This window comes from Burkholderia torrens (assembly GCF_984668525.1).
On sequence record NZ_OZ480211.1, the window covers coordinates 1,175,517 to 1,198,083 of the forward strand.

General features: G+C 66.1%; 23 protein-coding genes and 4 tRNA genes. 19 read left to right on the forward strand and 8 right to left on the reverse strand.

Annotated features, from left to right (window positions below; all coding sequences use genetic code 11):
* The first annotated feature begins 4 nt into the window (after positions 1-4).
* The 8 genes from AC5LXX_RS05515 to acpS all read left to right on the forward strand — a co-directional run bounded on the left by AC5LXX_RS05515 (position 5) and on the right by acpS (position 7,483).
* Positions 5-241, forward strand: coding sequence for a glutaredoxin family protein (locus AC5LXX_RS05515; RefSeq protein ID WP_124456017.1), 237 nt, complete (start codon positions 5-7; stop codon positions 239-241).
* Between the two features lie 166 nt (positions 242-407).
* A complete protein-coding gene (lepA, locus tag AC5LXX_RS05520) occupies positions 408-2,201 on the forward strand; it encodes a translation elongation factor 4 (RefSeq protein ID WP_175881902.1) in 1,794 nt (597 codons plus the stop codon).
* A gap of 16 nt (positions 2,202-2,217) precedes the next feature.
* Complete coding sequence (gene lepB / locus AC5LXX_RS05525) at positions 2,218-3,111, forward strand: signal peptidase I (RefSeq protein WP_124456015.1); 894 nt, start codon at positions 2,218-2,220, stop codon at positions 3,109-3,111.
* 153 nt (positions 3,112-3,264) lie between these two features.
* Positions 3,265-4,482: a ribonuclease III gene (rnc, locus tag AC5LXX_RS05530; RefSeq protein WP_493410741.1), complete on the forward strand. Its 1,218-nt coding sequence runs from the start codon at positions 3,265-3,267 to the stop codon at positions 4,480-4,482.
* Between the two features lie 60 nt (positions 4,483-4,542).
* Entirely contained in the window at positions 4,543-5,442 is a 900-nt protein-coding gene (era, locus tag AC5LXX_RS05535; protein WP_124456014.1) for a GTPase Era, read from the forward strand.
* On the forward strand, positions 5,429-6,265 hold the full coding sequence (recO, locus tag AC5LXX_RS05540; protein ID WP_124456013.1) for a DNA repair protein RecO: 837 nt from the start codon (positions 5,429-5,431) through the stop codon (positions 6,263-6,265). Before era ends, recO begins: the two co-directional genes overlap by 14 nt.
* Entirely contained in the window at positions 6,262-7,038 is a 777-nt protein-coding gene (gene pdxJ, locus AC5LXX_RS05545) for a pyridoxine 5'-phosphate synthase (protein WP_493410742.1), read from the forward strand. Before recO ends, pdxJ begins: the two co-directional genes overlap by 4 nt.
* Positions 7,039-7,048: 10 nt before the next feature.
* A complete protein-coding gene (gene acpS / locus AC5LXX_RS05550; RefSeq protein WP_174390353.1) occupies positions 7,049-7,483 on the forward strand; it encodes a holo-ACP synthase in 435 nt (144 codons plus the stop codon).
* Between the two features lie 33 nt (positions 7,484-7,516).
* Here the strand turns inward: acpS and AC5LXX_RS05555 are convergent, their stop codons facing one another.
* Complete coding sequence (locus tag AC5LXX_RS05555) at positions 7,517-8,569, reverse strand: RNA-guided endonuclease InsQ/TnpB family protein (protein ID WP_493410743.1); 1,053 nt, start codon at positions 8,567-8,569, stop codon at positions 7,517-7,519.
* 92 nt (positions 8,570-8,661) lie between these two features.
* On the opposite strand from AC5LXX_RS05555, the gene nagZ reads away from it, so the two are divergent.
* Positions 8,662-9,690 (forward strand): beta-N-acetylhexosaminidase, encoded by a 1,029-nt coding sequence (gene nagZ / locus AC5LXX_RS05560; protein WP_322083858.1) that lies wholly within the window; start codon positions 8,662-8,664, stop codon positions 9,688-9,690.
* 171 nt (positions 9,691-9,861) lie between these two features.
* Here nagZ and AC5LXX_RS05565 read toward each other — a convergent pair whose 3' ends face one another.
* The 3 genes from AC5LXX_RS05565 to earP form a co-directional block, all read right to left on the reverse strand.
* Positions 9,862-11,247, reverse strand: a complete 1,386-nt coding sequence (locus AC5LXX_RS05565) for a sigma-54-dependent transcriptional regulator (protein WP_124456010.1) — start codon at positions 11,245-11,247, stop codon at positions 9,862-9,864.
* A 268-nt stretch (positions 11,248-11,515) separates the two neighbouring features.
* Positions 11,516-12,073, reverse strand: coding sequence for an elongation factor P (efp, locus tag AC5LXX_RS05570; protein WP_124456009.1), 558 nt, complete (start codon positions 12,071-12,073; stop codon positions 11,516-11,518).
* 128 nt (positions 12,074-12,201) lie between these two features.
* On the reverse strand, positions 12,202-13,395 hold the full coding sequence (earP, locus tag AC5LXX_RS05575) for an elongation factor P maturation arginine rhamnosyltransferase EarP (RefSeq protein WP_493410744.1): 1,194 nt from the start codon (positions 13,393-13,395) through the stop codon (positions 12,202-12,204).
* A gap of 76 nt (positions 13,396-13,471) precedes the next feature.
* Between earP and uvrC the strand changes: the two genes are divergently transcribed.
* The 6 genes from uvrC (at position 13,472) to AC5LXX_RS05605 (ending at position 16,867) form a co-directional block, all read left to right on the forward strand.
* On the forward strand, positions 13,472-15,520 hold the full coding sequence (gene uvrC, locus AC5LXX_RS05580) for an excinuclease ABC subunit UvrC (protein ID WP_493410745.1): 2,049 nt from the start codon (positions 13,472-13,474) through the stop codon (positions 15,518-15,520).
* A 108-nt stretch (positions 15,521-15,628) separates the two neighbouring features.
* Positions 15,629-16,216 carry a CDP-diacylglycerol--glycerol-3-phosphate 3-phosphatidyltransferase gene (gene pgsA, locus AC5LXX_RS05585; protein WP_493410746.1) on the forward strand — a complete coding sequence of 196 codons (588 nt, stop codon included), beginning with the start codon at positions 15,629-15,631 and terminating at the stop codon, positions 16,214-16,216.
* A gap of 146 nt (positions 16,217-16,362) precedes the next feature.
* Positions 16,363-16,438: transfer RNA gene (locus tag AC5LXX_RS05590), tRNA-Gly, on the forward strand.
* A gap of 52 nt (positions 16,439-16,490) precedes the next feature.
* A tRNA-Gly gene (locus AC5LXX_RS05595) sits at positions 16,491-16,566 on the forward strand.
* 52 nt (positions 16,567-16,618) lie between these two features.
* A tRNA-Gly gene (locus AC5LXX_RS05600) sits at positions 16,619-16,694 on the forward strand.
* A gap of 99 nt (positions 16,695-16,793) precedes the next feature.
* A tRNA-Cys gene (locus AC5LXX_RS05605) sits at positions 16,794-16,867 on the forward strand.
* An 87-nt stretch (positions 16,868-16,954) separates the two neighbouring features.
* Here the strand turns inward: AC5LXX_RS05605 and AC5LXX_RS05610 are convergent.
* Together AC5LXX_RS05610 and AC5LXX_RS05615 are read right to left on the reverse strand one after the other, a co-directional pair.
* The gene (locus tag AC5LXX_RS05610) at positions 16,955-17,503 is read right to left on the reverse strand and encodes a GNAT family N-acetyltransferase (RefSeq protein WP_493410747.1); all 549 of its coding nucleotides are present in this window, start codon (positions 17,501-17,503) and stop codon (positions 16,955-16,957) included.
* 46 nt (positions 17,504-17,549) lie between these two features.
* Positions 17,550-18,173 carry a helix-turn-helix domain-containing protein gene (locus AC5LXX_RS05615; protein ID WP_493410748.1) on the reverse strand — a complete coding sequence of 208 codons (624 nt, stop codon included), beginning with the start codon at positions 18,171-18,173 and terminating at the stop codon, positions 17,550-17,552.
* 148 nt (positions 18,174-18,321) lie between these two features.
* Here AC5LXX_RS05615 and AC5LXX_RS05620 point away from each other — a divergent pair, with 148 nt between their 5' ends.
* Positions 18,322-18,558: a ParD-like family protein gene (locus AC5LXX_RS05620; RefSeq protein WP_493411085.1), complete on the forward strand. Its 237-nt coding sequence runs from the start codon at positions 18,322-18,324 to the stop codon at positions 18,556-18,558.
* Positions 18,558-19,364 (forward strand): type I methionyl aminopeptidase, encoded by an 807-nt coding sequence (gene map, locus AC5LXX_RS05625; protein ID WP_124456004.1) that lies wholly within the window; start codon positions 18,558-18,560, stop codon positions 19,362-19,364. The genes AC5LXX_RS05620 and map overlap by 1 nt, the downstream gene beginning before the upstream one ends.
* Positions 19,365-19,458: 94 nt before the next feature.
* Here map and AC5LXX_RS05630 read toward each other — a convergent pair whose 3' ends face one another.
* A complete protein-coding gene (locus AC5LXX_RS05630; RefSeq protein ID WP_493402649.1) occupies positions 19,459-19,962 on the reverse strand; it encodes a GAF domain-containing protein in 504 nt (167 codons plus the stop codon).
* A gap of 79 nt (positions 19,963-20,041) precedes the next feature.
* The gene (locus tag AC5LXX_RS05635; RefSeq protein ID WP_493410749.1) at positions 20,042-20,959 is read right to left on the reverse strand and encodes a LysR family transcriptional regulator; all 918 of its coding nucleotides are present in this window, start codon (positions 20,957-20,959) and stop codon (positions 20,042-20,044) included.
* A gap of 110 nt (positions 20,960-21,069) precedes the next feature.
* Here AC5LXX_RS05635 and AC5LXX_RS05640 point away from each other — a divergent pair, with 110 nt between their 5' ends.
* Both AC5LXX_RS05640 and AC5LXX_RS05645 read left to right on the forward strand, forming a co-directional pair.
* Positions 21,070-21,936, forward strand: coding sequence for a pirin family protein (locus AC5LXX_RS05640; RefSeq protein ID WP_124456001.1), 867 nt, complete (start codon positions 21,070-21,072; stop codon positions 21,934-21,936).
* Between the two features lie 144 nt (positions 21,937-22,080).
* Entirely contained in the window at positions 22,081-22,566 is a 486-nt protein-coding gene (locus AC5LXX_RS05645) for a GNAT family N-acetyltransferase (protein ID WP_021163094.1), read from the forward strand.
* The last annotated feature ends 1 nt before the right edge of the window (position 22,567 follow it).

Consider the following 22,567-nt stretch of genomic DNA (forward strand, 5'->3'; position numbering starts at 1 on the left):
GCCGATGTTCACGCTCTACGGCCGCGGCTGGTGCCACCTGTGCGACGACATGCGCGACGCACTGGCGCCGGTGGCGGCCGAATTCGGCGTGGCGGTCGATTACGTCGACATCGATACCGATGCGGCGCTGGTCGCCCGTTATGACGAGGACGTGCCCGTGCTGATGCTGGACGGTGCGGAAGTGTGCCGCCACCGGTTCGACGACGCGCGGGTGCGCGACGCGCTGGCGGCCCGGCGCTGAGGCCGGCCAGCTGCCGGCCGGCGTCGCTTTGCGCGGGGCGCGGCCCGGCGTCCGAAATCCCGCCCGTCGTAAGCCTTTTCGGCTAAAATAAGCCGTTTTTTCACCGACTTACACAAGGCGTGCTCCGCAGTCGTCGAGCGCGCCTTTTTCGCTTGATCGGCACTGAATGGATCATATTCGCAATTTCTCGATCATCGCGCACATCGACCATGGCAAGTCGACGCTCGCGGATCGCATCATCCAGGTATGCGGCGGTCTCGCCGACCGTGAAATGGAAGCGCAGGTGCTCGACTCGATGGATATCGAGCGCGAGCGCGGCATCACGATCAAGGCACAGACGGCGGCATTGTCCTATCGCGCGCGCGACGGCAAGGTCTACAACCTGAACCTGATCGACACGCCGGGGCACGTCGACTTCTCGTACGAAGTCAGCCGTTCGCTGTCCGCGTGCGAAGGCGCGCTGCTGGTGGTCGATGCCAGCCAGGGCGTCGAGGCGCAGACGGTCGCGAACTGCTACACGGCGATCGAGCTCGGCGTCGAGGTCGTGCCCGTGCTGAACAAGATCGACCTGCCGGCGGCGAACCCCGAGAACGCGATCGAGGAGATCGAGGACGTGATCGGCATCGACGCGACCGATGCGACGCGCTGCAGCGCGAAGACGGGGCTCGGCGTCGAAGACGTGCTCGAGTCGCTGATCGCGAAGGTGCCGCCGCCGAAGGGCGATCCGGCCGCGCCGCTGCAGGCGCTGATCATCGATTCGTGGTTCGACAACTACGTCGGCGTCGTGATGCTCGTGCGTATCGTCAACGGCACGCTGCGTCCGAAGGACAAGATCAAGATGATGGCGACCGGCGCGCAGTATCCGGTCGAGCACGTCGGCGTGTTCACGCCGAAGTCGCGCAATCTCGACTCGCTGTCGGCAGGGCAGGTGGGCTTCATCATCGCCGGCATCAAGGAACTGACGGCCGCGAAGGTCGGCGACACCGTCACGCACGCGACCAAGGCCGCGGCCGAACCGCTGCCGGGCTTCAAGGAAGTGAAGCCGCAGGTGTTCGCGGGCCTGTATCCGGTCGAGGCGAACCAGTACGACGCGCTGCGCGAGTCGCTCGAGAAGCTGAAGCTGAACGACGCGTCGCTGCAGTACGAGCCGGAAGTGTCGCAGGCACTCGGCTTCGGTTTCCGCTGCGGCTTCCTCGGGCTGCTGCACATGGAAATCGTGCAGGAGCGGCTCGAGCGCGAGTTCGACATGGACCTCATCACGACCGCGCCGACGGTCGTCTACGAGGTCGTGCAGAGCGACGGCTCGACGATCATGGTCGAGAACCCGGCGAAGATGCCGGAACCGGGCCGCATCGGCGAAGTCCGCGAGCCGATCGTCACCGTGAACCTGTACATGCCGCAGGACTACGTCGGCTCGGTGATCACGCTGTGCGAGCAGAAGCGCGGCTCGCAGATCAACATGCAGTATCACGGCCGCCAGGTGCAGCTCACGTACGAGATCCCGATGGCCGAGATCGTGCTCGACTTCTTCGATCGCCTGAAGTCGGTGTCGCGCGGCTATGCGTCGATGGACTACGAGTTCAAGGAATACCGTTCGTCGGACGTCGTGAAGGTCGACATGCTGATCAACGGCGACAAGGTCGATGCGCTGTCGATCATCGTGCACCGGTCGCAGTCGCAATACCGCGGCCGCGAGGTGGCCGCGAAGATGCGCGAGATCATCCCGCGCCAGATGTACGACGTGGCGATCCAGGCCGCGATCGGCGCGCACATCGTCGCGCGTGAGAACATCAAGGCGCTCCGCAAGAACGTGCTCGCGAAGTGTTACGGCGGCGACATCACGCGGAAGAAGAAACTGCTCGAGAAGCAGAAAGAAGGCAAGAAACGGATGAAGCAGGTGGGTTCGGTCGAGATCCCGCAGGAAGCGTTCCTTGCGATCTTGCGCGTCGAAGACAAATAACAGGGCTGATCCTTTCATGAATTTTGCGCTGATTCTTTTTGTGCTCGTCATCGTGACGGGCGTAGCGTGGGTGCTGGACAAACTGGTGTTCCTGCCGCGGCGACGCAAGGCGGCCGACTCGGCGATCGAGGAGTTCGATCGCCAGCAGTCGCGCATCGACAAGCGTTTCGCGGATGAAAACGCGGTGCAGACGCGTTCGAAGCTGCGTGACGAAAAGCTGCGCCAGCCGTGGTGGCTCGAGTACACCGCGAGCTTCTTCCCGGTGATTCTCGCGGTGTTCGTCGTGCGTTCGTTCGTCGTCGAGCCGTTCAAGATTCCGTCGGGCTCGATGGTGCCGACGCTGCTCGTCGGCGATTTCATCCTCGTCAACAAGTTCGAATACGGGCTGCGCCTGCCGGTCACGAACACGAAGATCACGCAGGGCAGCCCGCTGTCGCGCGGCGACGTCGTCGTGTTCCGTTATCCGAAGGACGAGTCGGTCGACTACATCAAGCGCGTGATCGGCCTGCCGGGCGACACGGTCGCGTACCAGGACAAGCAGCTCACGATCAACGGCCAGCCGGTGCCCGAAACGCCGCTGCCGGATTTCTTCGACGACGAGCGCCAGAATTACGCGAAGCAGTTCGAAGAAACGATCGGCAACAAGAAGAACGCGATCCTCAACAACCCGGCCGTGCCGCCGTTCGTGATGGGCGCCTACGACTATCCGTATCGCGACAACTGCACGTACAACAGCCGCGGCGTGATCTGCAAGGTGCCGCCCGGTCACTACTTCATGATGGGCGACAACCGCGACAACAGTGCGGACAGCCGCTACTGGGGTTTCGTGCCGGACCAGAACATCGTCGGCCGCGCGTTCTTCATCTGGATGAACTTCGGCGACCTGAAGCGCATCGGTTCCTTCAACTGATCGCAGTCGACTCGCACGCAATACGCGACGCACGGGCCGCGTCGCGTATTGCCGAACTACTTTAAGAACCGGCGGTAACACCGCCTCGTCACGCCTTTTCGTGTCCGACCGTGCCGTTTCGGCCCGCCCGGCGCCCGCGTTATACTCCTGCACATGCCCTCATCCCAGTTGGAAAGCCGGCTGCGCTACGAATTTCGCAATGCGGAATTGTTGCGCCAGGCTTTGACCCATCGCAGTCACAGTGCCACGCACAACGAACGGCTCGAGTTTCTCGGCGATTCCGTTCTGAATTGCGCGGTGGCCGCCCTTTTGTTCCAGCGTTTCGGCAAGCTGGACGAAGGTGACCTGTCGCGCGTACGCGCCAACCTCGTCAAACAGCAGTCGCTGTACGAAATTGCTCAGGCCCTGAATATCTCGGACGGCCTGCGGCTGGGCGAGGGCGAACTGCGCAGCGGCGGGTTCCGTCGGCCGTCGATCCTCGCGGACGCGTTCGAAGCCATCATCGGGGCCGTGTTCCTCGATGGCGGCTTCGAAGCCGCCCAAGGGGTCATCAAGCGCCTCTACATCCCGATTCTCGACCACATCGATCCGCGCACCCTCGGCAAGGACGCGAAGACGCTGCTGCAGGAGTACCTGCAGGGGCACAAGATCGCGCTGCCGACCTACACGGTCGTCGCGACGCATGGTGCGGCGCACAATCAGCAGTTCGAGGTCGAATGCACGGTGCCGAAGCTGGACGTGAAGGTCTCGGGTTCCGGCGCGAGCCGGCGCGCGGCCGAGCAGGCCGCCGCGAAGAAGGCGCTCGACGAAGTGATGGCCGCCGCGCCGATGCTGGCCGCGAAGCCGAAACGTTCGAAAAACGCGCGCGGGTCGAAGCATGTCGAACCTGAAATCGTGCCGGGCGTGAAGGGCGTGCAGGAAGCGCTCGATCTGCGCTCGCCAGAGCGGAAGGAACGGGCGGCTGCACGTGAGGCCAGGGCGGCCGCCGGTGGGGTGCCGGCAACCGCCGCGACCGGCGCCGAGCCGGCCGTCGCGCCGATGGCCGCGATTCGCGCGGCGCATGTCGAGACGGCCGCCGACAAGGGCGAACGCGCGGCGAAGCCGGCGACCGACAAGGCGGCTGACAAGCCGGCCGAGCGGCCCGACAAGGCCGCGGAAAAGCCCGTCGAGGCCACGCCGCGTGTGACCGACAAGCCGGCCGGCCAGGCCGATTCGGCATCCTCGTCCGCCGACAAGTCTTCCGCCGGTTCCGACCCCGCTGCGCGCCCGCCCGCGCGTGCGCGCGACGCCGCGGCACCGGACGCCGAGACGCCGCCGGGCGGCGCGAGCCTCGCTGCCGCGCAGGCGCGCGTGGCCGATGCCGACCACTGAATTGCCCAGCGATCGTGCCGCGCGCCGCGCGGCCGTTTCCGAACCTGTCTCCCAAACGATATGAACACTCCCGCTCCTACCGGTTTCCGTTGCGGCATGATCGCGATCGTGGGCCGCCCGAACGTCGGCAAGTCGACGTTGATGAACGCACTCGTCGGCCAGAAGATCAGCATCACGTCGCGCAAGGCGCAGACGACGCGCCACCGCATCACCGGCATCAACACGTTCGACGACGCGCAATTCGTGTTCGTCGACACACCGGGTTTCCAGACCCGTCACAGCACCGCGCTGAACCGTTCGCTGAACCGCGCGGTCACGTCGACGCTGACGTCGGTCGACGTGATCCTGTTCGTGATCGAGGCCGGCCGTTTCGGTCCCGACGACCAGAAGGTGCTCGACCTGATCCCGCCCGGCATGCCGACGCTGCTGATCACGAACAAGATCGACCGTGTGGCCGACAAGGCCACGCTGTATCCGTTCATGCAGAAAATGAACGCGCTGCGCGAATTCGCCGAGCTCGTGCCGCTGTCGGCGCAGCAGCCGGACGACATCAAGCGCCTGCTCGAGACGATCAAGCCGTACCTGCCGGAAGGCGCGCCGATCTACGGCGAGGACGAACTGACCGACCGCAGCTCGCGCTTCCTCGCGGCTGAAATCCTGCGCGAGAAGGTGTTCCGCTGGACCGGCGACGAGCTGCCGTACACGAGCACCGTCGTGATCGACAAGTTCGAGGAGGAAGGGCGGCTGAAGCGCATCTTCGCGACGATCCTCGTCGAACGCGATTCGCACAAGGCGATGGTGATCGGCAAGAAGGGCGAGAAGCTCAAGCAGATCAGCACCGAGGCGCGGATGGACATGGAGAAGCTGTTCGACGGCCCCGTGTACCTCGAGACCTTCGTGAAGGTGAGGAGCGGCTGGGCCGACAACGAGGCCGGACTGCGCGCCTATGGGTACGAATGACGCGCTGACGTCGACTGAAGACGCGGTGACGGCCGGCGCGAACGACGCGCCGCTGCCGGCGCCGCCCGAACCGCCGCGCAAGGCGCGGCGCGCGACGTCTCGCACGTCCGATTTCCGCGTCGCCGAGCAGCCGGCGTTCGTGCTGCACAGCTATCCGTATCGCGAAACGAGCCTGATCGTCGACGTGCTGACGCGCGATCACGGCCGGCTCGCGCTCGTCGCGAAGGGCGCGAAGCGCCCGCACTCCGCGCTGCGCGGCGTGCTGCAGACGTTCCAGCCGTTGCTGCTGTCGTGGTCCGGCAAATCCGAAGTGCGCACGCTGACGGGCGCCGAGTGGGTCGGCGGCATGCTGCCGCTCGGCGGCGACGGGTTGCTGTGCGGTTTCTACGCGAACGAGCTGCTCGTGAAATTCTGCGCGCGCGAGGATCCGCAGCCGCCGCTGTTCAATCACTATGTGCTGACGCTCACGCGCCTCGCGCACGGCGAACCCGCGGTGCAGGTGCTGCGCTCGTTCGAGCGCGTGCTGTTGCGCGAGACCGGCTACGCGATGGCGCTGAACCGCACGGTCGCGCGCCGCGCGGTCGAGCCCGATCGCCGCTACGTGTTCGATCCCGAGCGCGGCGTGCGCAATGCGGACGACGACGTGCCGTCGCACTGGCCGGTGATCGCCGGACAGACGTTGCTCGACATGGAGCAGGACGATTACCATCGAGCCCAGACGGTCGCGCAAAGCAAGACGCTGATGCGCTTCCTGCTGAACACCTATCTCGGCGGTACGCCGCTTGCCACGCGTCAGATCCTGATCGACCTGCAAAACCTATGAGCTTCTTCCTGACAACGCCCACCGCCATCGACCTCGGCGTGAACATCGACCACGTCGCGACGCTGCGCAATGTGCGCGGCACGACCTATCCCGATCCGATCCGTGCGGCGCTCGCCGCCGAAGAGGCCGGTGCGGATGCGATCACGCTGCACCTGCGCGAGGATCGTCGCCACATCGTCGACGCGGACGTGCGCAAGCTGCGCCCGTTGCTGAAGACGCGCATGAACCTCGAATGCGCGGTGACGGCCGAGATGCTCGACATCGCATGCGAGGTGCGTCCGCACGACGCGTGCCTCGTGCCGGAGAAGCGCGAGGAACTGACGACCGAAGGCGGTCTCGACGTCGCCGGCCACTTCGAGGCCGTGCGTGCGGCGTGCAAGCAGCTGGCCGACGTCGGCGTGCGCGTGTCGCTGTTCATCGATCCGGACGAGACGCAGATCCGCGCCGCGCACGAAGCGGGCGCGCCGGTGATCGAGCTGCACACGGGCCGCTACGCCGAAGCGCACGACGAAGCCGAACAGCAGCGCGAGTACGAGCGCATCGTCGCGGGCGTGCAGGCCGGTTCGCAGCTTGGCCTGAAGGTCAATGCGGGGCACGGGCTGCATTACACGAACGTGCAGCAGATCGCCGCGATCGACGGCATCGTCGAGCTGAACATCGGCCACGCGATCGTCGCGCACGCGATCTTCGCGGGCTGGGACAACGCGGTGCGCGAGATGAAGGCGATCATGGTCGCCGCCCGCGTCGCCGCGCTGCACGGCGCCGCGCGCTGAAGGTACCGGCATGGCGATCTACGGCATCGGCACCGACATCGCCCAGGTGAGCCGCGTCGCGGCCGTGCTCGAACGCACGGGCGGCCGGTTTGCCGAGAAGGTGCTGGGTCCCGACGAGCTGCGCGTGTTCCATGCGCGCCGCGCCCGCTCCGAGGCGCGCGGCATCGCGTTTCTCGCGACGCGCTTCTCCGCGAAGGAAGCGTTCTCGAAGGCGATCGGGCTCGGCATGCACTGGCCGATGACGTGGCGCGCACTGCAGACGCTCAACCATCCGAGCGGCGAGCCGTATGTGGTCGCGTCGGGCGAGTTGGCCGACTGGCTGGCCGCGCGCGGCATCACGGCGCGCGTGACGGTCAGCGACGAACGCGACTATGCGGTGTCGTTCGTGGTCGCCGAAACGGACGCCGCGCCTGCCCCTGCACCTGTTTCCCGAACCTCCTCCTGACGGAATTCCCGATTCGTTGACGTCATCCACCGCCTAAAGGCGGAGGATTCCCACACCTGGCGATGCACGTCCGCATCGGAGAATGTTCTGCGCAGCGTTGATATCTCGATCATGCTCGACACCACAGTCACTGCAGGCCCATTCTCTTACTCGCAGTCCCGCGATACCTTTCGGCCGCGTCGTGCTGTCTTTCGATCCGCACGACGAACAGGACTGGGTCGAACCGCATTCGTCCACTTCCTCGAACGTGGCCCCGTGCGCGATCGCTTTGTAGCGGAGCTTGTTTCGGAAGGACGACCAGGACGCGTCGTAGACGCTCTTCGCCATCCTGGTTCTGGCGAGCTTCGCGGCCGACACGTTGCCGACCGCGATGTAATCGAAACGCCGCACCAGATCGAACGCGAGCTTGTGTTGGAAATCGCCACGCGCATTCGCGACCTTGGCGTGCAGCTTCGCGATATGCCGCTTGTGCTTTCGCGCCCGTTGCGCTTTCGCCAGCTTTTCCGCCGCTCGTCGACCGAATTGGTCATTGGGCAGCTTCTCGCCAGTCGAAAGTGTGGCGAAGTCTTTCAAGCCGAGATCGATGCCGACACCGGAACGGATAGGTCGGGCCTGCACATCGGGCATCTCGATCACGATGTTGAGAAACCAGTTGCCGCGCGCATCCTGCGCAAAGTTGGTCCCGTCCTTGATCTTGCCTTCGGGAAGCGGGCGGCTGTTGAACACGCGGAAGGTGTTGCCGGCGAAACGAAACGCGTCGCCCTCGCGCTTCAAGTCACGCCCCTTCAGCGGCACCCAGCCCAGCGATTTCCTGCCTCGATAGCGCAGGTAGGGCCGACGGTGCTGACTGCGCGACTTCGCATATTGCTCGCACGTTGCGTTAATCGTGCCGGAGTGGATGTCGAGTTCCTTGCTGCTACCGGTCGTCAGCACGTTCAGATCGAATCCCGTCGGCCACTTCTTGTTCCACTTCAGCGCGTGCTTCTGCGTATCGTTGCAGAAGTTCCAGACGTAGTTCACCGCGCGGCGCTGCTTGTTCAGCAGTCCGTTGAGCGACTTCACGCGGTAGCGGTAGACAAGAATCATGCCGGTGATCCTAACCCGTGGAAGAAGCTGCCTGTCAACAGCACGCCTTTCCTTCCCGCCATCAATGGCGGAGTTTCTCGGAGCAAATTCTGATGAAAACGACCCCCGGCCCGGTCATGCTCGACGTCGTCGGCACGGCCCTGTCGCGCGACGATGCGCGGCGCCTTGCGCATCCGAATACCGGCGGCGTGATCCTGTTCGCGCGGCACTTCCAGAATCGCGCGCAGCTGACCGCGCTGACCGATTCGATCCGCGCGGTGCGCGAAGACATCCTGATCGCCGTCGATCATGAAGGCGGGCGCGTGCAGCGGTTCCGCACGGACGGCTTCACGGTGCTGCCCGCGATGCGCCGCCTCGGCGAGCTGTGGGATCGCGACGTGCTGCTCGCGACGAAGGTCGCGACCGCCGTCGGCTACATCCTGGCGGCCGAATTGCGCGCCTGCGGGATCGACATGAGCTTCACTCCCGTGCTCGACCTCGACTACGGGCACTCGAAAGTGATAGGCGATCGCGCGTTCCATCGCGACGCGCGCGTCGTCACGCTGCTCGCGAAGAGCCTGAACCACGGGCTGTCGCTCGCCGGCATGGCGAACTGCGGCAAGCATTTCCCGGGGCATGGTTTCGCGGAAGCCGATTCGCACGTCGCACTGCCGACCGACGACCGCACGCTCGACGCGATCCTCAAGCAGGACGTCGCGCCGTACGACTGGCTCGGCCTGTCGCTGTCCGCGGTGATTCCCGCGCACGTGATCTATACGCAGGTCGACAAGCGGCCGGCCGGATTCTCGCGCGTGTGGCTGCAGGACATCCTGCGCGGCAAGCTCGGCTTCGCGGGCGCGATCTTCAGCGATGACCTGTCGATGGAGGCCGCCCGCGAAGGCGGCACGCTCACGCAGGCAGCCGACGCCGCGCTCGCCGCCGGTTGCGACATGGTGCTCGTCTGCAACCAGCCGGAGGCGGCCGAGGTCGTGCTGAACGGGCTGAAGGCGCAGCAGTCGGCCGAGTCGGCGCGGCGCATCAAGCGGATGCGTGCACGCGGCAAGGCGCTCAAGTGGGACAAGCTGATCGCGCAGCCCGAGTATCTGCAGGCGCAGGCGCTGCTGAAAAGCGCACTGGCGTAAGCGGGAAGGGCATGGCGCGGTGCGCGTCATGCCGCGCACCAAAACAAGAAGCCGCGCAATCGCGCGGCTTTTTCATGGGTTGCGACAAGGGCGAAGCGGGCAGTCGGCGCGGTGGGTCATTACGCAACTAACGGTCAAAGCCGACCAACGCCCGCATTCGCGGGCGCCCGCTCAGTTCACCTTCATCCGCTGCAGCTTGTTGTACAGCGTCTTCGGGCTGATGCCGAGCAGCGTGGCCGCACGATGACGCGTGCCGCCTACCGCGTCGAGCGTTGCACGGATCAGCAGGTCCTCGACGTCGGACAGCGGCGTGCCGACCTTGATCTGCACGCTGCTGCCGTTCAGCGCAGCGCCGGCGGAGAAGCTCGGCTCGCCTGCGCGCAGCGTCTCGATGAAATCGCCGGACGCGTCGTACGCGAAGCGCACGCGCTCCTGCAGTTCGCGCACGTTGCCGGGCCATTCGTAGGACAGGCATTCGCGCACGAAGCCCGGCGCCGCGCGCTTGTCGGTCGTGCTGCGGCCGGTGGCGCGCGCTTCGCGGTTCAGTTCGTCGATCTGCGCGTCCGCGATCGCGAGTGCGTCGCCGTCGCGCTCGCGCAGCGGCGGCATCGTGATCGACGCCGCATCGAGGCGCAACCACAGATCCTCGCGCAGCGTGCCGTTCGCGACCGCTTCGCGCGCCGGGCGGCGCGTCGTTGCGATCAGCCGGAAATCGCTCGTGATCGAGCTCGTGCCGCCGATCCGCATGAAGTTCTGCGAATCGAGCGCATGCAGCAGTGCTTCCTGCAGCACGAGCGGCAGCGCGGTGATCTCGTCGAGGAACAGCGTGCCGCCGCCGGCCTGTTCGAACAGGCCCGATTCGCGGCGCTCGGCGCCGTCGAATGCGCCGCGCTCGTGGCCGAACAGCACGCTGTCGAGCGACGCACCGTGCCGGCCGGCCTGCGCGATCGTCCGGCAGTCGAACGACACGAACGGCCCCTTGCGGCGCCGGCTCAGGTCGTGCAGCGTGCGCGCAGCCAGCTTCTTGCCGGTTCCGGCTTCGCCGGAGAACAGCACGGCGGTTTCGGTGCGCGCGTTGTGCTCGATCATGTCGTACACGTGCTGCATCGCGTCGCTGCGGCCGACCAGTGCGCCGAAGCGGCCGAGATGGCGCAGCGACGCACGCAGCGACTGCACTTCGTCGATCAGTTCGTACGGGCGCGGGATCCGCGCGAGCAGGCTGCGCAGGCGCGGGATGTTGATCGGCTTCAGCAGGTAGTCCCAGATGCCGTGACGCAGGCCCTCGATGGCGCTCTCGACCGTTGCGTTGCCCGTCAGCACGATGACGGGCAACGAGCCGTTCGGCTGTTGCTGCGGCAGGTGCTGGAGCAGGTCGAAGCCGCTGCCGTCCGGCAGGTTCAGGTCGACGAGGACGACATCGGGAATCGAGCGGCCGAGCGCCGTGCGCGCTTCGGCGAGCGACGTGGCCGTGTCGACCGAGAAGCCGTCTGCGGCGAGCAGCGCGGTGAGGCCGGAGAGACTGTTGGGATCGTCTTCGACAATCAGGGCGTGTGGCATGGTGGACGCGAGTCGAGTCAAGAGAGGCGGGCTGTCGGCTTTCGGAGCCGCAGCCGCATGTCAGATTAAAAACTGATTTTATGCCCCGCCGAACGCGTAACGCGCATTATTTCTCCGGCGCTATAAAACAGTTACCGATGATACAAATTGAATATCTTTATCGGTGGATTTTGTGCTTCTTGTGCCTCTGGCTCGCACCCGCTGTTGGCGCCAGACAAACAAAAAGCGCCCCGAAGGGCGCTTTGTTCGATGCGGCTATCGCTGACGATTACGCGCGGCTACGGTATTCGTTCGTACGCGTATCGATTTCGATCTTGTCGCCGGTGTTGCAGAACAGCGGCACTTGCAGTTCGAAGCCCGTTGCGAGCTTGGCGTTCTTCAGCACCTTGCCCGACGACGTGTCGCCCTTGACGGCCGGTTCCGTGTAGGTGATTTCGCGAACGAGGACCGTCGGCAGTTCGACCGAGATCGCCTTCTCGTTGTAGAACACGACTTCGCAAGCCATGCCGTCTTCGAGGTAGTTCAGCGCTTCGCCCATCATTTCGGCTTCGACTTCGAACTGGTTGTAGTCGGCGTCCATGAACACGTACATCGGATCGGCGAAGTACGAGTACGTCACTTCCTTGCGGTCGAGCACGACGACGTCGAACTTGTCGTCGGCCTTGTAGACCGATTCCTGACCTGCGTTCGTCAGCAGGTTCTTCATCTTCATCTTGACGACGGCGGAGTTACGGCCCGACTTGTTGTATTCGGCCTTGGCGATGACCCAGGCGTCGTTGCCGATCTGCACGACGTTGCCTACGCGGAGTTCCTGTGCGGTTTTCATAAAAAACTGTCCTGATCAAATCAAATAAATAGGTGCCTGAGCGTTGCACAACGGCTGACGGCGCAAGCAGACGCGTTCCGTTGGGCGCCAAAAGCGAGCGCTTGCGTGGTCGGCCGTCGGATAACCGCTTATTTTAACTGAGATTTTGCGTATTCCGCCAGCTTTCCGGCGAGATCGCCGACGGCCGCGAGCGCATCGGCCCAGCGGGCCGCATTCGCGTCCAGCGCGGCGCGGTGTTGCCAGAAATCGGCCCAGTCGGGCGTGCCGGCGCCGTTCCACGCATGCCAGAACCGCTCGAGCGCGGCGCGCGGCGCGTCGGCGAGGCCGGCCGACAGGTGCGCGAGCGCGGCGTCGAGCTTCGGCAGGTGCACGTCGTCGGCCTGCGGGTAGATGTGCCACACGAACGGCTTGCGCGCCCACTGCGCGCGGACGAACGAATCCTCGCCGCGCACGAAATTGATGTCGGCTGCCCACAGCAGTGGATCGTAGTCGGCCTGCGGGACGAATGCGAGCCCGTGGGCGACCAGGTTGCCGGCGCGTGCATGGGCGCCTGCCGCGAACGACTCGACCCCGAAAAAGCGCGCGACGGCCGGCGACAGGCGGCCGGCCGGCACGAGCGCGACGACCGGCGACGGGCCGTCACGCCATTGCGCGAGCAGCGCGTCGATGGCCGGATTCTCGTACGCGAACAGGCTGACGACCGTCGTGCCGGGCGCCGGCGGCGCGCCGCCGGTCACGCGCTGCCACCACGCGGCGCGCGCCGCGGTGTCGGTTTCGAAGGCCGTCCGGCGCGCGTCGAGGTCGTGCTCCTTCGGCACGCCGCCCGTGCTGGCCGACAGGCCCGGGAAGAAGAACGTCTTCAGCAGCGGGTAGCGCGGATGAGGCGACGGCCGCAGATGGAAATCGGCGACCCAGTCCTCGGCGCTCAGGTATTCGAGGTTGATCCACACGGGGCGGCGCTCGCGGCGCGCCATCGCCGCGAGATACGCGCCGGGCAGCTCGCACGCGAACGCCTCGATCACGACGTCGGCGATCTCCAGCGAATCGCCGACTTCCGCATGCCAGTGCTCGATCACGATCGTGTCGACCGTCTGCCGCCCGGCGTCGGGGTCGACCGCGGGCAGCAGGCGGGCGAACGTGCGCAGGTCGTCGACGAACAGCCGAACCTGCCAGCCGTGCTCGTGTGCGAGCTGGCGCGCGACGCGCCAGCACACGCCGATGTCGCCGAAATTGTCGATGACGGTGCAGAAGAGATCGCAGGCGATCGGTTCGCCCGGCGCGAGCGGCGCGGCGGGGAGTGGGGCAGCGGTGGTGCGTGGCATCGAAGCGGGCCGGTGAATGCTCTAAACTGGCGATTCTAATGGACCCGTTCCGCGTTACAAGGCGCCCGGATCACGCATGACAGCCCCAGAAGCCTCCGATACCCCGTTCGAACCGAAGAAGATCCTCGCGCAGTTGCCGCACATGCCCGGCGTCTATCGTTATTACGACGCGGCGGGCGCCGTGCTGTACGTCGGCAAGGCGCGCGACCTGAAGAAGCGCGTATCGAGCTATTTCACGAAGACCCAGCTGTCGCCGCGCATCGCGATGATGGTCACGCGCATCGCGCGCATCGAGACGACCGTCACGCGCTCGGAAGCCGAGGCGCTGCTGCTCGAGAACAACCTGATCAAGGCGCTCGCGCCGCGCTACAACATCCTGTTTCGCGACGACAAGTCGTACCCGTACCTGAAGCTCACCGCGCACCGCTTTCCGCGGATGGCCTACTACCGCGGGTCGGTCGACAAGCAGAACCAGTATTTCGGGCCGTTCCCGAGCGCGTGGGCCGTGCGCGAGAGCATCCAGATCCTGCAGCGCGTGTTCCAGTTGCGGACCTGCGAGGATTCGGTCTTCAACAACCGCACGCGGCCGTGCCTGCTGCACCAGATCGGGCGCTGCACGGCGCCGTGCGTCGGCGCGATCTCCGGCGAGGATTACGCGGTCGACGTGTCGAACGCCGCGCGGTTCCTGCTCGGCCGGCAGTCCGAAGTGATGAAGGAGCTCGAGCAGAAGATGCACGCGTTCGCGGCCGAGCTGAAATTCGAGCAGGCGGCGGCCGTGCGCAACCAGATGAGTTCGCTCGCGACGGTGCTGCACCAGCAGGCGATCGAGGTCGGCAGCGACAGCGACGTCGACATTCTCGCCGTCGTCGCGCAGGGCGGGCGCGTGTGCGTGAATCTCGCGATGGTGCGCGGCGGCCGGCATCTCGGCGACAAGGCGTATTTCCCGACGCACGTCGAAAGCGCGCTGACGCTGGCCGAAGGCGGTCTGGGCGACGAGGCTGAAGCGTCGGAAGCGGCCGATGCAACCGGCGCGACCGTCGCGGCGGTGCCCGACCAGCCCGCGGAAGAAGCCGGCAGCGTGCGAGGCGGCGCGGCGGCGGCGGCGTCGGTCGAGGCCGAGGTGCTCGACGCGTTCATCGCGCAGCACTATCTCGGCAACCGCGTGCCGCCGGTGCTCGTCGTCAGCCACGCGCCCGCGAGCCGCGACCTGCTCGAACTGCTGTCGGAACAGGCCGGCCACAAGGTGTCGCTGGTGCGGCAGCCGCAGGGGCAGCGGCGTGCGTGGCTGTCGATGGCCGAACAGAATGCGCAGATCGCGCTCATGCGGCTGCTGTCCGAACAGGGCTCGCAGCAGGCGCGTACACGCGCGCTGGCGGAAACGCTCAGCTACGACTGCGACGACCTCGCGACGCTGCGGATCGAATGCTTCGACATCAGCCACACGATGGGCGAGGCGACGCAGGCGTCGTGCGTCGTCTACCACCATCACAAGATGCAGTCGGGCGAGTACCGCCGCTACAACATCACGGGCATCACGCCGGGCGACGATTACGCGGCGATGCGGCAGGTGCTCACGCGCCGCTACGAGAAGATGGTCGAGCAGGCCGCACAGGCGGCCGCAGTGGACGAAGCGGCCGGTATCGACGGCGAGTCGACGCGCCAGGCCGAGGCGTCGAGCCTGCTGCCGAACATCGTGCTGATCGACGGCGGCAAGGGTCAGGTCGAAATCGCGCGCCAGGTGTTCACCGAGCTGGGGCTCGACACGTCGATGCTGGTCGGCGTCGCGAAAGGCGAGGGGCGCAAGGTCGGCCTCGAGACGCTCGTGTTCGCGGACGGCCGCGCGCCGCTCGAGCTCGGCAAGGAGAGCGCCGCGCTGATGCTCGTCGCGCAGATCCGCGACGAGGCGCACCGCTTCGCGATCACCGGCATGCGGGCGAAGCGGGCGAAGGCGCGCCAGACGTCGCGGCTCGAGGAGCTCGAAGGCGTCGGCGCGAAGCGCCGGCAGCGGCTGCTCGCGCGGTTCGGCGGATTGCGCGGCGTGGTGGCCGCGAGCGTCGAGGAGCTCGCGAGCGTCGAAGGCATCTCGCACGCACTCGCCGAACAGATCTACAGGCAGCTTCACTGAGCTTCACTGACATGGCCGTGCGGCCGGCTGCCGTGAGCGCTTTGTCGCGTTCTTGTGGCAGGCCGGTCGACACGGCACAATTGCGAATCCTTTACTGTCCCGCATGCCATGCCGTTCAATTTCCCGATTTTCCTGACGTGGGTACGGATCGTGCTGATTCCGCTCGTCGTCGGCGTGTTCTATCTGCCGGACACGGTGATGGGCGTCGCGCACCGCAATCTCGCGGCGGCGGCGATCTTCATCCTCGCGGCGCTGACCGACTGGTTCGACGGCTATCTCGCACGCAAGTGGAACCAGACGTCGTCGTTCGGCGCGTTTCTCGATCCGGTGGCGGACAAGCTGATGGTGACGGCCGCGCTGCTGATCCTCGTGCAGATTTCGCGGGTCGACGCGGCAATCGCGCTCGTGATCGTCGGTCGCGAGATCGCGATTTCAGCACTCCGTGAGTGGATGGCGCAGATCGGTGCGTCGAAGAGCGTCGCGGTGAACCAGCTCGGCAAGTTCAAGACCGCGTGCCAGATGGTCGCGATCCCGATGCTGCTGTTCTACGGGCCGCTGCCGCTCGGCGTCGTGACGATCGACACGCGCGTGTGGGGCGAGTGGCTGATGTATCTCGCGGCGGTGCTGACGATCTGGTCGATGCTGTACTACATGAAGCTCGCATGGCCGCAGATTCGTGAGCGCGGTGGTGCGTGAGGGGGGCGTCTCGCGATCGGTCGACGCGGTTTTTGTAAAAAGGGCTGGAAAAGCCCTTGACACACGAATGTGCCTTCGACATAATCTCGCTTCTCCGCTGCACGACGAAGTAAGTGTGTGACGGGGAAGCAGCAGCGCAGCAATACGCGGGAGTAGCTCAGTTGGTAGAGCGCAACCTTGCCAAGGTTGAGGTCGCGAGTTCGAGACTCGTCTCCCGCTCCAGATTTTTCTGGCAGCGTGTTGGTCGGCAAAGCGCTGCAGATGCAGGACACATGCGGGAGTAGCTCAGTTGGTAGAGCGCAACCTTGCCAAGGTTGAGGTCGCGAGTTCGAGACTCGTCTCCCGCTCCAGATTTTTTCTGGCAGCGTGTTGGTCGGCGAAGCGCTGCAGATGCAGGACAATGCGGGAGTAGCTCAGTTGGTAGAGCGCAACCTTGCCAAGGTTGAGGTCGCGAGTTCGAGACTCGTCTCCCGCTCCAAGTAATGGGGAAGCCAAGCTTCCCTTTTTATTTGATGGACCTCCGGTCCTCGAATAAGAATCTGTCACTTGCCTCACGGCATCAGGACAGTCCGCTTTTGGCGCGATAGCAAAGCGGTTATGCAGCGGCCTGCAAAGCCGTTTAGGCCGGTTCGACTCCGGCTCGCGCCTCCAGAAAAAGCCCCGCTTCGGCGGGGCTTTTCTTTTTTTGCGTCGCTTTGCAAGCCGCCGTGCATCGCGCATGCGACGGCCTCCGCTCGATCAGCCATCCACCGGCTGCGCCGGCGTCTCGAGCGTCAACTGATAGAACGCCGCATCGAGCCAGCGGCCGAACTTGAATCCCGCCTCCGTGATCGTGCCCGCGTGCACGAATCCCAGTTTCGTATGCAGTGCGATGCTCCCGGCATTGGTCGCGTCGATGCAGCCGACCAGCACGTGCACCTGCGCGTCGCGCGCACGCCGGACGACTTCGCGCAGCAGCAGCTCGCCGAGCCCGCGGCCGCGCTGGTCGCTGCGTACATAGACGCTGTGTTCGACCGTGTACTTGAACGCGGGGAACGCGCGGAACGTGCCCCAGCTCGCGAAACCGAGCAGCGTGCCCGCTTCGTCGACGGCGCCGACGATCGGAAACCCGCCCGCGCGCTTCGTCGCGAACCACGTGACCATCGCTTCCGGCGGACGCGGCCGGTAGTCGTACAGCGCGGTCGAGTTCGCGATCGCGTCGTTCAGGATAGCGAGGATGGCCGCTGCGTGCTCGGCCTCGCTGCAATCGATCAGGCGCACGTCGTCGTGCTGTTTCGGGGAATTCATACGGGTTCCTGGTGATATTGAACGGGGCATGCGCACGACGCGTGCATTACGCGCTCCGCACGCCGGCAGCGGCGGACGCATCGCAGATCACGACGACATAGCGTGCGGGATGCGGTGACGGATTGCTGAAGATCAGCGGCTGGTCGAGCCGCATGGCCAGGCAGTCGCCTTCGTGAAGTTCGTGAAGCGCATCGCCGAACGTGACGTCGACGCGGCCGCTGACGACCCACACCTGCTGATGCAGTGCGCTTTCGCGCCCACCGCTGTCGTACGCGACGCGCGCACCCGACGGGAAATCGACTTCGACGAGCTGGATCGGCGACGGCCAGCCGGCCGGGGAGAGGTTGCGCCGCACATAGCCGGACGCCGGATCGCGCCACTCGGCCTGGTGCGCGCGCCGGGACAGCGGCTGCGCGGGCGTGTCGGCCTGGTCGCCGCCGAACAGCCCGGCCAGCGATACGCCAAGGCCGGCCGCGAGCTTGTCGAGCACGACGGCCGTCGGGCTGGCCGATGCGCGTTCGATGAGCGAGATCATCGAACGGCTGACGCCGGAACGCGCGGCCAGCGCATCGAGCGTGTAGCCTCGAACGGTGCGCAGGTCGCGCACGCGCCGCGCGATGCGCTCGTTGATGCCGGTGTCGTCGGCCGCGATGATCGTTGATTCTTTCATGATGGATTTATTTTCCAGCAAACTGGAATTTGATGTCAACGGCATTCGAGGCGGCTGGCCGAAGGGGAGGCGGGACGCGGACGGCTTGCCCGACCGGCGCACGCGACGTAATATACGAAATAGCTACGTTTCGTTTAATTGGGGATATATGGGCATCATCAAGATTTCCGAGCACATGCATGAACGGCTGCGCTCGACGAGCACGGCGCTGAGCCGTTCGATCAACGCGCAGGCCGAACACTGGCTGCGCGTCGGGATGCTGGCGGAACTCAACCCGGCGCTGTCCTACGGCGACATCTGCAAGATGTTGATCGAGGCCGAGGCGCGGGGCGGCGACGTGGGGCCGGCGGATCCGGTCGCGCAGCACATCGAGCAGGTGGCGTAATGGCGAGGCGAGACATCCCGATCCGCGGCGCCGCGGAAATCGCCAAGTCGCGCGAAGCCGCGAAGCTCGCGTCGCAGGTGCTGACGATGATCACCGAGCACGTGAAGCCGGGCGTGACCACCGACGAACTGGACGCGCGCTGCCGCGAATACATCGTCGACGAACTCGGCGCGATCCCCGCGAACATCGGCTACCACGGCTATCCGAAGACGCTGTGCACGTCGGTCAACCACGTGGTCTGTCACGGCATACCGACGTCGCGGCCGATGCGCGACGGCGACATCGTGAACCTCGACATCGCGGTGATCAAGGACGGCTGGTTCGGCGACACGAGCCGCATGTATTTCGTCGGCGAACCGAACGAACTCGCGCGGCGCCTCGTCGCGGCGACCTACGAGGCGATGCACGCGGGCATCCGCGCGGTGCGTCCGGGCGCGACGCTCGGCGACGTCGGCTATGCGATCCAGCAGGTCGCGCATCGCGAAGGGTTCAGCGTGGTGCGCGAGTATTGCGGGCACGGCATCGGCGACGTCTATCACGACGAGCCGCAGGTGCTGCACTACGGCCGGCCGGGTACCGGCGTGCCGCTGCGGCCGGGGATGATCTTCACGATCGAGCCGATGCTCAACGCGGGCAAGCGCGACACGCGCGTGCTGGCCGACGGCTGGACGGTCGTCACGAAGGACCATTCGCTGTCCGCGCAATGGGAGCACATGGTCGTGGTGACGGAAACGGGCTTCGAGGTGCTGACCGAGGACGCGAAGCCGCAGGCGTTCGCGGCGCTGTCGGGCACGCACGCGGCCTGACGCCAGCAGCCGCCGCACACGGCGGCGCAGCGCTGCAATGAAACGGGCCCCTTCGCGGGGCCCGTGTCGTTTGCTGCGACCGGTGCGGGGAGGCTCAGCCGCGCGCCTTCTGCCACGCGTGTTCGACGAACACGCGGCACAGCGCTTCCATGCCTTTGCGGTCCTCGTCGTCGAAGCGCGCGGCGACCGGGCTGTCGACGTCCCACACGCCGATCAGCGTGCCGTCGCCGGCCACCAGCGGGACGACGATCTCCGATTCCGAGGCCGCGTCGCACGCGATATGGCCGGGGAATTCATGCACGTCGCGCACGACCTGCGTCTCGCGTGTCCGCGCGGCCGTGCCGCATACGCCCTTGCCGAGCGCGATGCGCACGCAGGCGGGCTTGCCCTGGAACGGGCCGACGACGAGCTCGGTGCCGTCGAAGAAGTAGAAACCGGCCCAGTTGAGGCGGTCGAGCGAGTGATAGACGAGCGCGGAGAAATTCGCCGCGTTTGCCGTCAGGTCGCGTTCCGACTCGACGAGCGCGCGCGCCTGCTCGACGAGCGTCGCGTATTGATCGGCCTTGGTGGCGTTGGGGTCGTTGGACAGCGTGAACATGGCGGGAAAGCGATAAGGGTTGTGAAAATGCGCGTGGCGCGTACCGCAGTCTACGGCACGCGCGCGCGCTCTGCAGGGCTCAGTCGGGTTCGAGTTCGGCAAACCGCTCCGCCAGGAAGTCGAGCAGCGCGCGTACCGCAGGCAGCAACCCCCGGCGCGACGCGAACACCGCGTGCACGATCTCGCGGCGCGGCGCCCAGTCCGGCAGCACGGTGACCAGTTCGCCGCGCGCGACCTCGTCGCGCACCATCATCGTCGGCAACTGCACGACGCCGACACCCGCGACGGCCGCCGCGCGCAGCGCGAGCATGCCGCCCGTCACGAAGCGCGGCTGGTGATGGATTTCCGCGTGCGCGCCGTCGGGCCCGCGCAGCCGCCACACGTGGGTGGACTGCGGCACGCCGTGATCGAGGCTCGGCAGGCGCGTGAGATCGGCGGGAACTGCCGGCGCGCCGTGCTCGCGCAGCAGTGCAGGGCTCGCGACGAGGCACTGGCCGCGCTCGGCCAGCATGCGCAGCGCGAGATCGCTGTCTTCGAGCGGCGGCGGGCGCACGCGGATCGCGACGTCGATCCCTTCGCCGACCACGTCGACACGCCGGTTGGTCGCTTCCAGATGAATTTCGACACGCGGGCACGCGGCCATGAACGCGGCGATCATCGTACCGACCAGCGAATCGAGCAGCACGATCGGGCAGCTGACGCGCACGATGCCGCGCGGCTCCTCGTGCAGCAGCGCGATCGCCTCGTCGGCCGCGTCGGCCTCGACGAGCATCGCGCGGCAGTGCGCGTAGTAGGTCTGGCCGACGTCGGTGACCGTGAAACGGCGCGTCGAACGCTGGATCAGCCGCATTCCGAGCCGCGCCTCGAGCAGCGCGATGCGGCGGCTGAGCTTCGATTTCGGCATGTCCAGCGCACGCCCCGCCGGTGCGAAGCCGCCATGTTCGACGACCTGCACGAAGTAGTAGAGATCGTTCAGATCCCGTGCTTTATCGTTCATGAAATAGAACGCTGAGTGCGATTTCGGCAGTCTACCGGATCGATCGTTCCACCTCTATATTGCTACTCATGGATGCGAAACACGTGTTTCGCCGCAATTCGGAGAAGGCAATGAAGAAGATCCAGGGTGTGTACAGTGCGCCGCGCGGCCATTGGGTCGGCGACGGTTTCCCGGTGCGTTCGATGTTCAGCTACCAGTCTCACGGCACGCACCTGAGCCCGTTCCTGCTGCTCGATTACGCAGGCCCCGCGACGTTCGAGCCGGCGACGGCGCCGCGCGGTGTCGGCCAGCATCCGCACCGCGGGTTCGAAACGGTGACGATCGTCTATGACGGCGAAGTCGCGCATCGCGACTCGACCGGCGCAGGCGGCGTGATCGGCCCGGGCGACGTGCAGTGGATGACGGCCGCGAGCGGGATCCTCCATGAGGAATTCCACTCGGAAGCGTTCACGAAGCGCGGCGGTGCGCTCGAGATGGTCCAGCTGTGGGTGAACCTGCCCGCCGCCGACAAGATGGGTGCGCCCGGCTATCAGACGCTGCTGAACGCGGACATTCCCGTGGTCGAGCTGCCGGAGGGGGCAGGGCGTGCGCGGATCATCGCCGGTGAACTCGACGGGCGACGCGGCCCGGCTCGCACGCACACGCCGATCGACGTGTGGGACGTGCGGCTCGTGGCAGGCGGTCATGCGCGGTTCCCGGTCGCCGAAGGGCGCACGCTCGCGGTGGTCGTGCTGAGCGGCACCGTGCAGGTGAACGGCGAGACGGTCGCTCGCGAAGCGCAGTTCGTGCAACTCGGTCGCGACGGCAGCGATGTCGAGATCGAGGCAAACGGCGACGCGAAGCTGCTGATCCTGAGCGGCGAGCCGATCGACGAGCCGGTCGTCGGCTACGGGCCGTTCGTGATGAACTCGCAAGCGGAGATCCGTACCGCGATCGAGGACTTCAACGGTGGCCGCTTCGGCCAGATGCCGGCATGAAGGTCATGACGGCATGACGAACAGGCCCCGCGCCATGCGGGGCCTTTTTTTCGTTCGCGAGCGAGCGGTCGCGCACGATGTGCGCTTGGAGGCATAATCGACGATTGTCGCGCGCCGGCCGGCGCGCCTGAATCAGGGCCGTACATGAACGCATCCGCCGCATCCCCGAGCGCCGCCGATCTCGACTGGCGCTGGAAATCCTTCGACGCGCTGACGGCGCGCGAAGTCTATTCGATCCTCGAGGCGCGCAGCGCCGTGTTCGTCGTCGAGCAGAACTGCGTGTATCGCGACATCGACGACGCCGACCAGGCCGCGTGGCACCTCGCCGCATTCGACCCGGCGGGCCGCCTGGCCGGCTATCTGCGCGTGCTGCTGCCCGATGCGCAAAACACCGACGTGCGGATCGGCCGCGTGCTGACGACCGCCGCATTTCGTGGCGCGGGCCTCGGCAACGGGCTGCTGTCGCGCGCGCTCGAGCATATCCGCGCGCAGTGGCCGGATACGCCGGTGAGCCTGCATGCGCAGGCTCACTTGCAGCGTTTCTACGGGGCATTCGGCTTCACGCCGAGTTCGGACGTGCACGACGAGGACGGCATCCCGCACGTGTGGATGAGCAGCGCGCGCGCGTGAT

Bases quoted from the DNA above. Each gene is read 5' to 3' on its own strand.
- AC5LXX_RS05515 (WP_124456017.1), top strand. From the start codon at position 5: ATGTTCACGCTCTACGGCCGCGGCTGGTGCCACCTGTGCGACGACATG.
- lepA (WP_175881902.1), top strand. From the start codon at position 408: ATGGATCATATTCGCAATTTCTCGATCATCGCGCACATCGACCATGGC.
- lepB (WP_124456015.1), top strand. From the start codon at position 2,218: ATGAATTTTGCGCTGATTCTTTTTGTGCTCGTCATCGTGACGGGCGTA.
- rnc (WP_493410741.1), top strand. From the start codon at position 3,265: ATGCCCTCATCCCAGTTGGAAAGCCGGCTGCGCTACGAATTTCGCAAT.
- era (WP_124456014.1), top strand. From the start codon at position 4,543: ATGAACACTCCCGCTCCTACCGGTTTCCGTTGCGGCATGATCGCGATC.
- recO (WP_124456013.1), top strand. From the start codon at position 5,429: ATGGGTACGAATGACGCGCTGACGTCGACTGAAGACGCGGTGACGGCC.
- pdxJ (WP_493410742.1), top strand. From the start codon at position 6,262: ATGAGCTTCTTCCTGACAACGCCCACCGCCATCGACCTCGGCGTGAAC.
- acpS (WP_174390353.1), top strand. From the start codon at position 7,049: ATGGCGATCTACGGCATCGGCACCGACATCGCCCAGGTGAGCCGCGTC.
- AC5LXX_RS05555 (WP_493410743.1), bottom strand. From the start codon at position 8,569: ATGATTCTTGTCTACCGCTACCGCGTGAAGTCGCTCAACGGACTGCTG.
- nagZ (WP_322083858.1), top strand. From the start codon at position 8,662: ATGAAAACGACCCCCGGCCCGGTCATGCTCGACGTCGTCGGCACGGCC.
- AC5LXX_RS05565 (WP_124456010.1), bottom strand. From the start codon at position 11,247: ATGCCACACGCCCTGATTGTCGAAGACGATCCCAACAGTCTCTCCGGC.
- efp (WP_124456009.1), bottom strand. From the start codon at position 12,073: ATGAAAACCGCACAGGAACTCCGCGTAGGCAACGTCGTGCAGATCGGC.
- earP (WP_493410744.1), bottom strand. From the start codon at position 13,395: ATGCCACGCACCACCGCTGCCCCACTCCCCGCCGCGCCGCTCGCGCCG.
- uvrC (WP_493410745.1), top strand. From the start codon at position 13,472: ATGACAGCCCCAGAAGCCTCCGATACCCCGTTCGAACCGAAGAAGATC.
- pgsA (WP_493410746.1), top strand. From the start codon at position 15,629: ATGCCGTTCAATTTCCCGATTTTCCTGACGTGGGTACGGATCGTGCTG.
- AC5LXX_RS05610 (WP_493410747.1), bottom strand. From the start codon at position 17,503: ATGAATTCCCCGAAACAGCACGACGACGTGCGCCTGATCGATTGCAGC.
- AC5LXX_RS05615 (WP_493410748.1), bottom strand. From the start codon at position 18,173: ATGAAAGAATCAACGATCATCGCGGCCGACGACACCGGCATCAACGAG.
- AC5LXX_RS05620 (WP_493411085.1), top strand. From the start codon at position 18,322: ATGGGCATCATCAAGATTTCCGAGCACATGCATGAACGGCTGCGCTCG.
- map (WP_124456004.1), top strand. From the start codon at position 18,558: ATGGCGAGGCGAGACATCCCGATCCGCGGCGCCGCGGAAATCGCCAAG.
- AC5LXX_RS05630 (WP_493402649.1), bottom strand. From the start codon at position 19,962: ATGTTCACGCTGTCCAACGACCCCAACGCCACCAAGGCCGATCAATAC.
- AC5LXX_RS05635 (WP_493410749.1), bottom strand. From the start codon at position 20,959: ATGAACGATAAAGCACGGGATCTGAACGATCTCTACTACTTCGTGCAG.
- AC5LXX_RS05640 (WP_124456001.1), top strand. From the start codon at position 21,070: ATGAAGAAGATCCAGGGTGTGTACAGTGCGCCGCGCGGCCATTGGGTC.
- AC5LXX_RS05645 (WP_021163094.1), top strand. From the start codon at position 22,081: ATGAACGCATCCGCCGCATCCCCGAGCGCCGCCGATCTCGACTGGCGC.